Origin of the sequence: Nitrobacter hamburgensis X14 (assembly GCF_000013885.1) — a bacterium.
Classification (GTDB): Bacteria; Pseudomonadota; Alphaproteobacteria; order Rhizobiales; family Xanthobacteraceae; genus Nitrobacter; species Nitrobacter hamburgensis.
In genome coordinates this window covers 448,384-462,049 of the sequence record NC_007964.1, presented here as the reverse complement: position 1 = coordinate 462,049, position 13,666 = coordinate 448,384, and the positions used below count along the sequence as shown (strand labels likewise).

At 63.5% G+C, this 13,666-nt stretch carries 12 protein-coding genes; 3 read left to right on the top strand and 9 right to left on the bottom strand.

The features are described 5' to 3' along the window. Positions 1–38 precede the first annotated feature (38 nt). The 3 genes from NHAM_RS02185 to NHAM_RS02175 all read right to left on the bottom strand — a co-directional run bounded on the left by NHAM_RS02185 (position 39) and on the right by NHAM_RS02175 (position 4,859). Positions 39–548: a PRC-barrel domain-containing protein gene (locus tag NHAM_RS02185; protein WP_011509014.1), complete on the bottom strand. Its 510-nt coding sequence runs from the start codon at positions 546–548 to the stop codon at positions 39–41. 254 nt (positions 549–802) lie between these two features. Further along, positions 803–3,007 carry an amylo-alpha-1,6-glucosidase gene (locus NHAM_RS02180; RefSeq protein ID WP_041358622.1) on the bottom strand — a complete coding sequence of 735 codons (2,205 nt, stop codon included), beginning with the start codon at positions 3,005–3,007 and terminating at the stop codon, positions 803–805. 88 nt (positions 3,008–3,095) lie between these two features. Further along, a complete protein-coding gene (locus NHAM_RS02175; protein ID WP_011509012.1) occupies positions 3,096–4,859 on the bottom strand; it encodes an ABC transporter ATP-binding protein in 1,764 nt (587 codons plus the stop codon). A 292-nt stretch (positions 4,860–5,151) separates the two neighbouring features. Between NHAM_RS02175 and NHAM_RS02170 the strand changes: the two genes are divergently transcribed. Both NHAM_RS02170 and NHAM_RS02165 read left to right on the top strand, forming a co-directional pair. Continuing rightward, positions 5,152–6,219: a glycosyltransferase family 4 protein gene (locus NHAM_RS02170; RefSeq protein ID WP_011509011.1), complete on the top strand. Its 1,068-nt coding sequence runs from the start codon at positions 5,152–5,154 to the stop codon at positions 6,217–6,219. Positions 6,220–6,340: 121 nt separating this feature from the next. Further along, the gene (locus NHAM_RS02165) at positions 6,341–6,577 is read left to right on the top strand and encodes a DUF3551 domain-containing protein (protein WP_011509010.1); all 237 of its coding nucleotides are present in this window, start codon (positions 6,341–6,343) and stop codon (positions 6,575–6,577) included. A gap of 81 nt (positions 6,578–6,658) precedes the next feature. On the opposite strand, the gene NHAM_RS02160 is transcribed toward NHAM_RS02165, so the two are convergent. From NHAM_RS02160 to ccmA, 6 genes are all read right to left on the bottom strand, one after another. Then, a complete protein-coding gene (locus tag NHAM_RS02160; RefSeq protein WP_011509009.1) occupies positions 6,659–7,276 on the bottom strand; it encodes a hypothetical protein in 618 nt (205 codons plus the stop codon). Between the two features lie 317 nt (positions 7,277–7,593). After that, positions 7,594–8,187, bottom strand: coding sequence for a DsbE family thiol:disulfide interchange protein (locus NHAM_RS02155; protein ID WP_011509008.1), 594 nt, complete (start codon positions 8,185–8,187; stop codon positions 7,594–7,596). Then, on the bottom strand, positions 8,184–8,363 hold the full coding sequence (ccmD, locus tag NHAM_RS02150; protein WP_011509007.1) for a heme exporter protein CcmD: 180 nt from the start codon (positions 8,361–8,363) through the stop codon (positions 8,184–8,186). The genes NHAM_RS02155 and ccmD overlap by 4 nt, the downstream gene beginning before the upstream one ends. A 5-nt stretch (positions 8,364–8,368) precedes the next feature. Beyond that, a complete protein-coding gene (locus NHAM_RS02145; protein WP_011509006.1) occupies positions 8,369–9,100 on the bottom strand; it encodes a heme ABC transporter permease in 732 nt (243 codons plus the stop codon). Positions 9,101–9,194: 94 nt separating this feature from the next. After that, positions 9,195–9,863, bottom strand: coding sequence for a heme exporter protein CcmB (ccmB, locus tag NHAM_RS02140; protein WP_011509005.1), 669 nt, complete (start codon positions 9,861–9,863; stop codon positions 9,195–9,197). Between the two features lie 112 nt (positions 9,864–9,975). After that, positions 9,976–10,590 (bottom strand): heme ABC exporter ATP-binding protein CcmA, encoded by a 615-nt coding sequence (gene ccmA / locus NHAM_RS02135; protein ID WP_011509004.1) that lies wholly within the window; start codon positions 10,588–10,590, stop codon positions 9,976–9,978. 232 nt (positions 10,591–10,822) lie between these two features. Between ccmA and acnA the strand changes: the two genes are divergently transcribed. Further along, a complete protein-coding gene (acnA, locus tag NHAM_RS02130; protein WP_011509003.1) occupies positions 10,823–13,540 on the top strand; it encodes an aconitate hydratase AcnA in 2,718 nt (905 codons plus the stop codon). Positions 13,541–13,666 lie beyond the last annotated feature (126 nt).

The window sequence follows — 13,666 nt, the reverse complement described above, 5'->3', positions numbered from 1 at the left end:
CGTCGGGGCCCGTCGCGCAGATCGGATATCCTCTCTGATCAAGGACCGAAATTGAGGGGCTGCAGGGTTCCCGACGCGCCCAGCACCACGACAGGCGCGCCTTCCTTGTATTCCGGCGCCGCCTTCACCTGGTCCTGCGTCAGTTCGAGGCTGATGCTGTCGTTGGTGCCCTTCACTCCGCCAAAGCGGAGCGCATTCCAGTCGACCGCGATCTTCCGGCTGCCGACCCCAAGGAAGCCGCCGAAATCGATCACGGCGGCGCGAACCACGCCCGCCCGGTCCACGATCACCTCGACGATCCGCCCCATGTTCTGACCGCTCATGCTCCGCACGTCGCGTCCCAATACGCCATGCGCATCGGCGGGACTGATCACGGTGATCGAGGGCGGCGGCGCCGTCGTCCCGCCCGAGGGCTTTGCCGCCACTGGCGGGTTGGAGGGGGCGGGATCGGCCTGCGACTGAGCCGTGTCGTCGGCCATCACCTGCGTGGCGGCGAAAACCAGGACGGCCATCGAAAGAACGGCATTGGTCGAGCCTTGTCGAAACATGAATCCTCGCTGCCAAATGAGCCATGCCGCGCGGAGCGCCGTCTAGTGTGGTGGTTTAGACGTTCGCTTCATTGTCTCTGCAAGCTCCTCAAGCGCATCAAAGGTTGCTGCAAGCCCACGCGAACTTCGGAATCGGGGCACTCGATCACGATGATTTCGGATCGAATCGATCCAAAATCATGAACGTGATCGATTCCAATATTTTAGAGCGGGATGCGGGCGGAAAACCGCTACACACTTTTCCTCATCCCGCTCTAGCGCGTCAGCACGATCGACACCTGAATGTGGCCTCGCGTTCGCAACACTTCGAGCGACACGTCCTCATCGTGACGGCGCAGTCGCAGATCGACACTGGATTCGCCAAGATGCAGCCCGCGCAGGATCACCTCGTTGAGGAATGCGGGAAGCCGCGGGTTGCGCAGCCTGATCTCGCTTCTTGCGGCATCGAACTCCAGACCCAGCGCCGCTTCCAGCAGCGTGAACGGTGTCGCGCTCGCCCATGCCTGCGGCGAGCAGGCGACGGGATAGAGCGTCGGCCCGCGCCGCGGCTCGCGCCGGAAGCCGCAGAACAGTTCCGGCAGCCGCCGCAAATCCATGTAGGTGGCCGCATCGAACAGGCCCTTGAAGACATGCTCGACAGAGTGCTTGAGGCCGTATCGCGCCAGCCCGAGCGCGATCAGCGCGTTGTCATGCGGCCAGATCGAACCGTTATGATAGGACATCGGATTATAGCGCGCCTCGCCGCTGGCAACGGTGCGGATCCCCCATCCAGTGAAGAGCGGCGGCCGCATCAGGTCGGCGGCGACCATCCGCGCCCGCTCCTCGCCAACCAGACCGGTGAACAGCAACTGTCCGGCGTTCGATGTCCGTACCTTGCAGGGCCGTTTCTTTCCGTCGAGCGCCAGCGCGTAGGTGCGCAGATCCGGCAGCCAGAATGCTTCCTCGAACCGCGACGCCAGGCGTTCCGCCGCGCGCTCCAGTTCCCTCGCGCGGTCGGTCAGACCGAGCGCGCGCGCGCACCGCGCCGCCGATCGCTTGGCGGCAAAGACGTAACCCTGCACCTCGGCGAGCGCGATATTGCCTTCCGCAAGCGCGCCGTCGGCATGGAAGATGGCGTCGAACGAATCCTTCCAGCCCTGATTGGGGAGCCCCTGTTCGGACGCGCGCCGATACTCGACGAAGCCGTCGCCGTCCGGATCGCCGGGGCCGTCGATCCAGCCCAGCGCCGCCTCGATCGCCGGCCACAGCTCTTTGAGGATCGACTCGTCGCCCGTGCGTTCGACGTAAAGCCCCGCCAGCAGCACAAACAGCGGCGTCGAATCGACGCTGCCGTAGTATCGCGCGAACGGCACCTCGCGTAGCGCGGCCATTTCTCCGCCGCGCATCTCGTGAAGAATCTTTCCCGGCTCCGCGTCCGCGAGGGGATCGACGGCCTGCGCCTGAAACGCTGCGAGCCTCCTCAGAACGCCGCGGGCGATGCCGGGGTCGATCCACAACATCTGCAACGCCGTTATCAGCCCGTCCCGCCCGAACGTCGTCGAGTACCAGGGGATGCCGGCATAGGGATAGCGGCCGTGCGGCGTCTGCGTCATCAGGATATTCAGATCGGCCATCGACTGGCACAGCACCTCGTTGAAGATGTTGTTCGAGGTTTCGACGTTGGTCGCACCGGACCAGGCGCGCCGCATTTCGCGGCGATGCGCCAGCAATCCGCGATAGAACGGAACAGGTTTCTCGGTCGCCGGCTTGTTGCAGGACACGGCGAGGAATATGGCGGTGGTCTGCTGCGGCGGCAGATCGAGGTGATAGATCGCGCCGTTGACGGTCAGGCGCGTCGGCCGCGGATCGAAATGCAGGCGCGAGGTCCGAATGATGTCATCGAGACCGATGTAGGAGAGAGCGACGGTGGCGGGGTCGGACAGTTCGCCGGTGCCGACGCCGCGGCGCGCGCGCCGCTCGCCGCGCACCTCGAACAGATCGGCGAAATCGTTGTCGAACAGCAGGGAGAGATCGAAGCTCGCGGTACCCTCGCCGTGGTTCTGGATGCCGATCCGCTGATACGCGGTCCCGCGCCAGAGAAAGATCGTGCGCACGATATGGATGGTATCCTTGTGAAATACGATCCTGTCGCCGTCGTAGATATCCGGATTGGTCAGATCGACCGTCAGGCCGGAATTATCGTTGCGCAGATTGGATCCGAGCAGCAGCGGTTGCATGTCGTTGAGAACCAGCTCGAGCCGGGCAAGATAGCGCGTGTCGGTATTGAACAGCCCGTCGGGTCCTCCCGCGGAAGCTCCGATATCGCCATGGCTGTCCAGCACGACGAACGTATCATCGTGCTTCAACGTGCGGCGCGGGCGGGCAGAAGGCCCGGTCATCGGAATGTAGAACGGCGATTCCGCCGCAAGAACATCGGATAACTGCGTGGTCGTGATCTGAGCTGTGGCCTTGATTGCCATCATCTGACCCCTGCCGGATTCCCCATCGCACGGCTCCGGCCGACACCCGACGTCAAACGGCGTTTTAGCCGTGTGAACCGAGAGGCGTTCAAGCCGCGTGAACCGCGAGGCGGCTCATCTCCTTGGCGACAAGCTGCCGGTAGTGTCCGTCTTTGCGCATCAGGCGGCCGGGCTGACCGTCCTCGATGATCTTTCCGTTCTTGAGCACGACCATGCGGTCGAAATTACGCAGGGTCGCAAGTCGGTGCGCGATCGCGATCACGGTGCGGCCTCGCATCAGGCGGCCGAGCGCTTCGCGGATGGCTTCTTCGGACTCACTGTCCAACGCCGAGGTCGCCTCGTCAAGCAGCAAGATCGGCGCATCCTTGAGGAACGCGCGCGCGATGGCGATGCGCTGACGCTGGCCGCCGGAGAGTTTGACGCCGCGATCGCCGACCATGGTCGAAAGGCCATCCGACAAGCCCTCGACGAAATCGCAACGCGCCGCGATCGCTGCGCGCAGCACCTCGTCGTCGGTCGCCGTCGGACGGCCGTAGCGGATGTTCTCGAGGATGGATCGATGAAACAGGGAGATGTCCTGGGGCACCACGGATATGGCGGCGCGCAGACTCTGTTGCGTGACCCGCGAAACATCCTGGCCGTCGATCGTGACGCTTCCGCGCTCGGGATCGTAGAACCGCTGCATCAGGACGAACAGAGTCGACTTGCCGCCGCCGGACTCGCCAACCAGACCGACGCGCTGCCCGGGTTGAAGCCGAAGATTAAAACGCTCGAACACCGGCCGACCGCCGGGATAGCGAAACGAAACGTTGTTGAACGCGATGGCCGCGCCGTTTTTCCGCAACGGCTCCGCTTCCGGGTGATCGGTCAATTCGTGCGGGACCAGCAGCGTCGCGACCGCCTCAGACAGCCGCGCGACATGCTGAGTGATATCGACAAGCGCGACCGCCAGGTCGCGGGTCGCGTGCAGGATCGACAGGCCGAGCGTGCAGACCAGCACGACATCGCCGGTGGTGGCGCCGCCGCGCTGCCAGAGCGTGATGGCCCATGCCAGCAGCGAAACGGTCAGCGCGACGGTGATGGCGGCATGGGTGATCCTGAGTTTCTCGAGATAACGAAGACTTCGTCCACGCGCGCTCAGTTCACGACCCACGGTCGCATTGAACCTGTCCAGTTCATGATCGATCCCGCAGAAAGCACGGACCAGCGGCATGTTGTTGACGACATCGACCATCTCGCCATCGACCGCCGCGGCCTTGTCGGCGAAATCCTCATGCAAGGGTTTGCCCGCCGCCGCCATTTTGAACATCGCGACGACCATGATGCCGGCGACGACCGTCAGCCCAGCCGCCATCGGCGGACTGACGGTCCCAATCAGCGCGATCGCGGCCATTGTCGCGATGCAGGGCGGCAGCACATTCCAGACCAGCATGTTTTCGACACTATACACGGCGTTCGATGTCGCCGTGATCCGGCTCGTCAGCATCCCCGGCATCCGCTCGGCGAAGTAACTCGGCGCATGGCCGGTCAGGTGCCGGAAGATGTCGCGGCGCAGGTCGCCGGTCACGCCGACGAAGGTGAAGCTCGCGACCCAGCCCGCGATCCGCCACAGAAAGTTATCGGCGGCAATCAGCGACATGAGAAAGATGAATGCCAGCCATACGCCGCCGCTGCGCGAAGGGCCGCCCGCGAGAGCATCAACAAGGGATTTGACTCCGTATTGCGTTCCCACCGAACACGCCACCGCCGCCACGACGCAAAAAAGAATCGCGACATGCGACGCCGATCGCTGGCGGCAATAGCGCATCACGAATGCGAAGGGCCGGCCGCCGTATCCCGAGAAATCGTCCATGCATTTCCTACCGAGGCGCTTTGAAAGTTCATCGGAGCGTTACGTCCTCGGATCCGGTTCGGCAGTGCCGCACAAGACCCTCAGAAAAGCCGTCAATGCGCAGAAACTTCGTTGCAAAGACTTCGTAGCCTGTCTGGAAGGATGTGATGGCATCAGCAAGACGACAATGTGAAGAAGTTCGTAGATGTGGGGAACTGCGCAGTTACAAAAACGTTCCTTGAAGTAGCGATGCTGGCGCTATCGAGGGCTTTCTAAAATTCATGACAACTTAAATGTGACAGGAGGCGATTAGATGCGCATCGCGCAAGTTGCTCCGTTGACGGAGGCTGTTCCGCCGAAGCTGTATGGCGGCACTGAACGTGTAGTTCACTGGTTGACAGAGGAACTCGTGGCGCTGGGTCATGACGTGACGCTTTTCGCCAGCGGCGATTCTCGCACCTCGGCCCGGCTCGATGCGACATGGCCGAAAGCCTTGCGGCTCGATGGCGCCGTGTGCGATCCGAACGCCCTGCACATGGTGATGCTGGAACGGGTCCGCCGGAAATGCGACGACGAGGAATTTGACTTCCTCCACTTCCATCTCGACTACTATCCGTTCTCGCTGTTTTCGCGGCAGCCGACGCCCTTTCTCACGACGCTTCACGGGCGGCTCGACCTTCCCGAGCATCAGCCGGTATTCACGGCATTTTCATCAATTCCGGTGATTTCGATCTCGAACGCGCAACGCCGCCCGGTGCCGCAGGCCCGCTGGCTCCGCACCGTTTATCATGGCCTCCCGGAAAAGCTGCTGACGCCGCGGCCGACCACACCGGGCTATCTCGCCGTGCTCGGCCGCATCGCTCCGGAGAAAGGCGTCGACCGGGCGATCAGGATCGCCCTTCGATGCGGCATCCCGCTCAAGATCGCCGCAAAAGTCGATCGCGCCGATCAGGACTATTACGATGAAGTCGTCCGCCCGATGATGGATCATCCCCTCGTGGACTTTATCGGCGAGATCAGCGACCACGAGAAGCCGGATTTCCTCAGCGGCGCTATCGGGCTGCTGGTGCCGATCGCCTGGCCTGAACCGTTCGGCCTCGTCATGATCGAGGCGATGGCGTGCGGAACGCCCGTCATCGCCTACAATCGCGGCTCGGTTGCCGAAATCATCGAGGATGGCCGGACCGGTTTTATCGTCGAGGACGAAAACAGTGCCGTCGCCGCCGTCGACCGGCTGGCGTCGCTCGATCGCGCAATCGTTCGCAAGGAATTCGAGGCGCGTTTCACGGCACGGCGCATGGCGCTGGATTATCTCGATGCGTATCACGACCTGATCGAGGCCGCGACGCCGAAGATCAAGCTGGTCAGCAGCGCCGAATAATGCCGCAGCCCGCCTTGCCGACCGGCAGTGCTCGCGGCAGGCGGTCAGTTCGATATCCGCGGCCGACGGAGCGATGGAACGCCTTGGCTACCAATTCGTTCCTCCTTCCGGAGGAAATATCATGCGCAATTTGATCTATGCGGCCCTGTCAGCCGCAGCCATCCTGGCAATCAGCACTCCGATTTCGCCGGCGTCGGCTCATGACTACAGATACTGCCTGCAAGGCAGGGAGTGGGGTTATCCGGGAAACTGCCAGTTCTCGACCTACCGGCAGTGCATGCTCACGGCATCAGGCACCGACGCCTATTGCGGCATCAATCCGCGCGTCGCTTTCCGCGAGCGAGGACATTACAGGTAAGCCGCGACAGGTAAGCCGCAACGGCCGCTAATCGCCGACGATTCATTTGACGGGTGCGGCTCCATCAGAAGCGAAAAGTCTCTAGCTGCGCTCGTCTTTGCGGACGAATGAGCCGAACAGAGCCTTTTTGAGGTCGCGCACGCCGGTTGAAATTCGCGACCAACTGCAAGTCGAGAAAAACGCCTCCTCACAATGAGGCGCAATCTTCGGGCGCGGGCGCGGCAGTACAGCTACATGCTTTTCGGCCGTTTTCGGCGTTGTCGTCAGCCTGACATTGCTGGAGCCGGCGTTGGGCTTGACCGTCGCCCTGGCCTGCTCGACCTCCTGCTGCTTCCGAAAAAACGCCGCTGCAATGATGCCGCGCCGTTGGTCCTTGAGATAAGCGGCATACTGCTCATCGATGTGCTTCTGCTCTTCCGCCGTCGGGTTCGGCCCCGCGATGTCGAAATGCCGGTTCTGCATGAAGTCGTAATAGGTGTAGCCGCCACCGGGGTTGCGCCGGCCGGCAAATTTGGCCTCGCACGCCGTAAGCCGCTGGCCCTTGTCCTCCGCGGACGTCGCATTTTTTTCCACACTCGCAGCGCATTCCTCGAAGTCGGCCGGCGTACGCGACCACCATCCCGCATTTGCATGGGAGGAGGCCAGCACCATGCCGCAAGCAATTGCAAAACCGGCCAGAAGTCTTCTCGCGCCAGCCACCGCCAACAACCCCGTCCAACGCTCTCCCGATTGACCGATTCTCAGGAAATATCGCTGCCTTGTCACCCCTGGATCGAGGTTTATCCCGCTTTTGCTTTAGTCCGACGGCCAGTCAGACCGACGCTGCGTTATATTGGAGCGTTTTCGAGCGAAGCATGTCCTCGGGCTTGACCCGAGGATGGATGCCGGTTTGCGTCGTCCCGGCGAAAGCCGGAACCCATAACCCTTGTGTGCGTGTTCAAGCAAACCAGGCTACGCTGCCGACGCGAGACGACACGGCGTATGGGTCCCTGCGTCTGCAGGGGCGACAGCAGATGTCAAGATCCCGCCTTCAGCGCCTTGTCGATTTCCGGCTTCAGCACCGCATCGATGTTCTCGGGCGTGATCGCCCCGACCAGCTTGTAGGCGATGGTGCCGTCGCGACCGACCACGAAGGTCTCGGGCACGCCGTAGACGCCCCACTCGATCGAGGCGCGGCCGTTGTCGTCGACGCCGACGATGTCGAACGGGTTGCCGTAGCGGCCGAGGAATCGACGGGCGTTGTCCGGCGCGTCCTTGTAGTTGATGCCGACGAATTGCAGCCGCCGGTCCTTGGCAAGTGCGGTCAGAAGCGGCGCCTCGCCGTGGCAGGGGACGCACCAGGACGCCCAGACGTTGACCAGACTGACCTTGCCCTCCAACGATGCGGGGTCGAGGCCTGGTACCGGCTTGCCGTCCGCGACGAGGCCGGACAGCGGAGGCAGCGTGGTTCTGGGCGCGGCGTGGCCGATCAGCGCCGAGGGGATTCGCGAAATGTCGGTGTCGCCGAGCCGGAACCAGAACAGCAGCGCCAGCGCGGCAAAGACCACCAGCGGCAGCGCCATCAGCCAGCGTCGTTTCGGTGCGGCGGCGGGAATTGCGGGATCGGTCATTTGATCTCCGCCGCGCTGCGTCCCGACCGCCTGACGGCGCCGGCGGCCTCAAGGTCGCGCAGGCGCGCTTTCTGACGGCGGTAATCGACGATCACCCAGATAACGAGCGCCACGACCACGGCTGCGACCGCGACATAGGACATGACGATGAAGGAGGCGTAGGGACCGAGCGTCATGATCGTCACGCCGCCGACTTGCTGGCTTGCAGCATCTGCAGGGTGCGGACGCGACGGCGCAGGATTTCATTCCGCATCGCCGCGATATGCAGGGTCAGGAACAGCAGCGTGAATCCGATTGCCATCACCAGCAGGGGAATCAGGAAGGCGCGGTCGAGCGTCGAGCCTCCCATGCGGATCACCGAGGCCGGCTGATGCAGCGTGTTCCACCAGTCCACCGAGAACTTGATGATCGGAATGTTGATCGAGCCGACCAGCGTCAGCACCGCGGCGGCGCGCGCGGCGCGCGACGGATCCTCGACTGCGCGCCACAGCGCCATCAGGCCGAGATACATCAAAAACAGGATCAGCACCGAGGTCAGTCGCGCATCCCACTCCCAGTAGGTGCCCCACATCGGGCGGCCCCACAGCGATCCCGTCAACAGTGCGAGGAATGTGAACGCCGCGCCGATCGGGACGGCGGTCTTGGCCGCGACGTCGGCCAGCGGATGCCGCCACACCAGCGTGCCCAGCGCAGCAATGCTCATCACGCCCCACACGAACATCGACAGCCACGCATTCGGAACGTGGATGAACATGATCTTTACGGTCGCGCCCTGCTGGTAGTCGTCGGGCGCGGTCGCGGACTGGTACAGGCCGATCGCCAGTACGAGCACGGTCACGGCCACGAGCCACGGCAGAATCCGGCCGGCAAGCGCGAGAAATCGGGAGGGATTGGCGAGATCGATCAGGGTCATGGCACCACTGATAGTCGCCGAAGCCATCGCAGGCAATCCGGATTCGGCCCCGGCTTCTCCGTTAAGCAAAAGTTGATCGGCCGCATCGGACGCCTCAATCCAGCCCATGCCGCAGGCTCGCCGCGGCGGCAAACGGGCCGATCACCAGGCTTGCCAGCGACAGCGCGCACAGAATCGAGAACGGCGTGCCGAACGGCGATGGTCCGGATAGCGCAGCGTTGGACGCGGCGACGCCGAAAATCAGCACCGGAATCGATAGCGGCAGCACCAGCACCGAGAGCAGCAGACCGCCGCGACGCAGGACGACGGCGATTGCGGCGCCGATCATGCCGGTAAACGTGAGCGCGGGCGTTCCCGCCAGCAGCGTCAGCGCCACGGCGCCGGTCGCAGCGGCGTCGAGGTTGAGCAGCAGGCCCAGCACCGGCGTCGCGGCGACCAGCGGCAGCCCCGCCGCCAGCCAGTGGGCCAGCGCCTTGGCCGCGCAGGCCAGTTCGAGCGGTGTGCGGCTCATGACGATCAGATCGAGCGAGCCGTCGTCGTGATCGGCGGTGAACAGGCGATCGAGCGTCAGCAGACTTGCAAGCAGCGCGCCGATCCAGAGAATCGCGGGGCCGAGTTTTTTGAGAAGCGCGAGGTCGGGACCGACCGCGAATGGCATCAGCACCACGACGGTGAGGAAAAACAGCACGCCGATCAGCGCGCCGCCGCCGACGCGCAGCGCGACGCTGACATCCCGGCGAACCAGTGCGGCGAGCGCGGTCATGAGGGATTCCCGGAGCACGGCGCGCGCCCCTCCCTCCACGGAGCAAAGCGACATGGCGGGGAGGGGTCGGGGGTGAGAATCGCGTCGGGTGGCATCTCCAGAATAATCACGCTCACGTCGTTCCCCCGATCCGCAGTTCCCGCGCGGCAATGCCCAGCGGCGTGTGCGTCGCAGCCAGAATGATGCCACCGCCCGCAAGGTGGCCGGTCATGATGGCGGCGAAGGCGCTTTGGCCGGCGACGTCGAGCGCCGAGGTCGGCTCGTCCAGCAGCCAGACCGGGCGTTTCACCGCCAGCAGCCGCGCGATCGACAGCCGTCGCCGCTGTCCCGCCGAGAGATAGGCCGCCGGCAGATGCGCGACATGATCGAGCCCGACCGCCGCGAGCGCTTGCGCGGCATCGGGGCCCGACGCCCGCGACGCGCCGCCGAGAAACCCCCGCCAGAACGACAGGTTTTCGCTGACGCTGAGCGCGGGTTTCAGGGCGTCGCGATGGCCAAGGTAATGCGCCTGCTCGGGCAGCGTCAGCTCAGGATCGCCGCCCTCAAGGCCGATCGACCCGCCCTCTAGCGCCAATAGCCCTGCCAGCAGCCGCAGCAGGGAGGTTTTCCCGGCGCCGTTGGGCCCGGTGATCGCCACCGCCCGGCCGGACTCCGCCGCGACATCGAGGCCGGAAAACACCTCCCGTCCGCCTCGTACGCACCGCAAGCCGTGCCCTGAAAGTTTCATGATGATCCTGTTTGCGGAGCCGTCGCGCGGCTTCTGTGCATGGCTGAAAGGCGGGGAGCAAGCATTGTTGGCGTGGCGGACGATCTGGAAAGACTCTATAAATCCGGAACTTGATGCAGCACAAACTGCCCCGCAACGAAACCCCGCGAGCCGGGCTCGTCTGCGGTGTTTTAGTACCTCTAGGGCTCGCCCGACCGGCTAACCCCCAAACTCTTGGATCGGGATTCCTCACATGGCTTCGCTCGACAGTTTCAAATGTTTGAAAACCCTCAAGGTCGGCGGCAAGACCTACGCCTATTACAGTCTGCCGGCTGCGGAGAAAAATGGTCTCAAGGGCATCTCCAGGCTGCCCTACTCCATGAAGGTGCTGCTGGAAAATCTGCTGCGCAACGAGGACGGCCGCTCGGTGACGAAAGAGGACATTGTCGCGGTCTCCAAATGGCTGAGGAAACGCAAGCTCGAGCATGAAATCTCCTTCCGCCCGGCGCGCGTCCTGATGCAGGATTTCACAGGGGTGCCCGCGGTGGTCGATCTCGCGGCCATGCGCAACGCGATGCAGAATCTCGGCGGCGAGCCTGCGAAAATCAATCCGATGGTGCCGGTCGATCTCGTCATCGACCACAGCGTGATCGTGAACTTCTTCGGCGACAACAAGGCGTTCGCCAAGAACGTGGTCGAGGAATACCGGCAGAACCGGGAACGCTACGAACTCCTGAAGTGGGGCCAGAAGGCGTTCTCGAACTTCTCCGTGGTGCCGCCCGGCACCGGCATCTGCCATCAGGTCAATCTCGAATATCTGGCGCAGACGGTGTGGACGAAGAAAGAGAAACTGACCATCAGCAAGAAGACCCGCAGCATCGAGGTCGCCTATCCCGATACGCTGGTCGGCACCGACTCGCACACGACGATGGTCAACGGCCTCGCCGTTCTGGGCTGGGGTGTCGGCGGCATCGAGGCGGAAGCCGCGATGCTCGGCCAGCCGCTGTCGATGCTGTTGCCCGACGTCGTCGGGTTCAAGCTCAAGGGCGCGCTGAAGGAGGGCGTTACCGCCACCGATCTCGTGCTCACCGTCACGCAGATGCTGCGCAAGCAGGGCGTCGTCGGCAAGTTCGTCGAGTTCTACGGCTCCGGCCTCGATCATCTGTCGGTCGCCGACAAGGCGACCATCGCCAACATGTCGCCGGAATACGGGGCGACTTGCGGCTTCTTCCCGGTCGATGCCGCGACTATCGATTATCTCAAGACGTCCGGCCGCGCGCCGTCGCGCGTCGCGCTGGTCGCGAAATACACCAAGGCGCAAGGCCTGTTCCGCACCACCGCTTCGCCAGATCCGGCATTCACGGAAAAGCTGATGCTCGATCTTGGCACGGTCGTGCCGTCGCTCGCGGGACCGAAGCGGCCCGAAGGCCGGCAGCCGCTGCCGGCGATAGCGGAAGGCTTTGCCGCAGCGCTCGCAAGCGAATACCGGAAGACCGACGCTGCGGCGCGCTGGCCGGTCGAAGGCCGCAACTTCGATCTCGGGCACGGCGAGGTGGTGATCGCGGCGATCACCTCGTGCACCAACACCTCCAACCCGACCGTGCTGATCGCCGCCGGGCTGCTCGCGCGCAAGGCGGCGGCGAAGGGGCTGACCGCGAAGCCGTGGGTGAAAACCTCGCTGGCGCCCGGCAGCCAGGTGGTCGCGGAATATCTGGCAAATTCCGGATTGCAGAAGGACCTCGATACGGTCGGGTTCAATCTGGTTGGCTTCGGCTGCACCACCTGCATCGGCAATTCCGGTCCGTTGCCGGAGGAGATTTCGAAGTCGATCAACGACAACGGCATCATCGCCGCGGCGGTGCTGTCGGGCAATCGCAACTTCGAGGGTCGCGTTTCGCCGGACACGCAGGCGAATTATCTCGCCTCGCCGCCGCTGGTCGTCGCCTATGCGCTGGCGGGGTCGGTGACCAGGAACCTGGCCACCGAGCCGCTGGGCACGGACAAGGCCGGCAAGCCGGTGTACCTAAAGGACATCTGGCCGACCTCGAAGGAGATCAACGCTTTCATCAAGAAGTTCGTGACCTCGAGGATCTTCAAGAAGAAATACGCCGACGTGTTCAAGGGCGATACCAACTGGCGCAAGATCCAGACCGTCACGAGCGAGACCTATCGCTGGAACATGGGCTCGACCTACGTACAGAACCCGCCTTATTTCGAAGGCATGACGAAGGAACCGGAGCCGATCGCCGATGTGGTCGATGCCCGCATCCTGGCTATGTTCGGCGACAAGATCACGACCGACCACATCTCGCCGGCCGGAGCCATCAAGCTGACCTCGCCCGCCGGCAAGTACCTCACCGAGCATCAGGTACGGCCGGCGGATTTCAACCAGTACGGTACGCGGCGCGGCAATCACGAGGTGATGATGCGCGGTACCTTCGCCAATATCCGCATCAAGAACTTCATGCTCAAGGGCGCCGACGGCAACATTCCGGAAGGCGGATTGACCAGGCACTGGCCGGACGGCGAGCAGATGTCGATCTACGATGCCGCGATGAAGTACCAGCAGGAGAACGTGCCGCTCGTCGTGTTCGCCGGGTCTGAATACGGCAACGGTTCGTCGCGCGACTGGGCGGCCAAAGGCACGCTGCTGCTCGGCGTTCGTGCGGTGATCTGCGAGAGCTTCGAGCGCATCCACCGCTCCAACCTCGTCGGCATGGGCGTGCTGCCGCTGACCTTCGAGGACGGCGCGTCATGGCAATCGATCGGACTCAAGGGCGACGAGACGGTGACGATTCGCGGTTTGCAGGGCGATCTGAAACCGCGCCAGAAGCTGACGGCGGATATCGTCTCCCGCGACGGTTCGCTCCGTCGCGTCTTGCTGCTCTGCCGCATCGATACGCTCGACGAACTCGACTATTACCGCAACGGCGGTATCTTGCATTATGTGCTGCGCAAGCTCGCGGCGTGACCTGATGGTCCGATTCCAACATTCGCATCCCGTTCCAGCGCGTGCTTTTGCGAATGCCGGAATCAAAAGGACCGCAAGCAAATATAAGCTGTCGGTGGAGTTTTGAATTTGATGCTCGCATGCGGA

Bases quoted from the DNA above. Each gene is read 5' to 3' on its own strand.
- NHAM_RS02165 (WP_011509010.1), top strand. From the start codon at position 6,341: ATGCGCAATTTGATCTATGCGGCCCTGTCAGCCGCAGCCATCCTGGCA.
- ccmD (WP_011509007.1), bottom strand. From the start codon at position 8,363: ATGACGCTCGGTCCCTACGCCTCCTTCATCGTCATGTCCTATGTCGCG.
- NHAM_RS02170 (WP_011509011.1), top strand. From the start codon at position 5,152: ATGCGCATCGCGCAAGTTGCTCCGTTGACGGAGGCTGTTCCGCCGAAG.
- ccmB (WP_011509005.1), bottom strand. From the start codon at position 9,863: ATGACCGCGCTCGCCGCACTGGTTCGCCGGGATGTCAGCGTCGCGCTG.
- NHAM_RS02185 (WP_011509014.1), bottom strand. From the start codon at position 548: ATGTTTCGACAAGGCTCGACCAATGCCGTTCTTTCGATGGCCGTCCTG.
- NHAM_RS02145 (WP_011509006.1), bottom strand. From the start codon at position 9,100: ATGACCCTGATCGATCTCGCCAATCCCTCCCGATTTCTCGCGCTTGCC.
- acnA (WP_011509003.1), top strand. From the start codon at position 10,823: ATGGCTTCGCTCGACAGTTTCAAATGTTTGAAAACCCTCAAGGTCGGC.
- NHAM_RS02180 (WP_041358622.1), bottom strand. From the start codon at position 3,007: ATGGCAATCAAGGCCACAGCTCAGATCACGACCACGCAGTTATCCGAT.
- NHAM_RS02175 (WP_011509012.1), bottom strand. From the start codon at position 4,859: ATGGACGATTTCTCGGGATACGGCGGCCGGCCCTTCGCATTCGTGATG.
- NHAM_RS02155 (WP_011509008.1), bottom strand. From the start codon at position 8,187: ATGACCGATCCCGCAATTCCCGCCGCCGCACCGAAACGACGCTGGCTG.
- ccmA (WP_011509004.1), bottom strand. From the start codon at position 10,590: ATGAAACTTTCAGGGCACGGCTTGCGGTGCGTACGAGGCGGACGGGAG.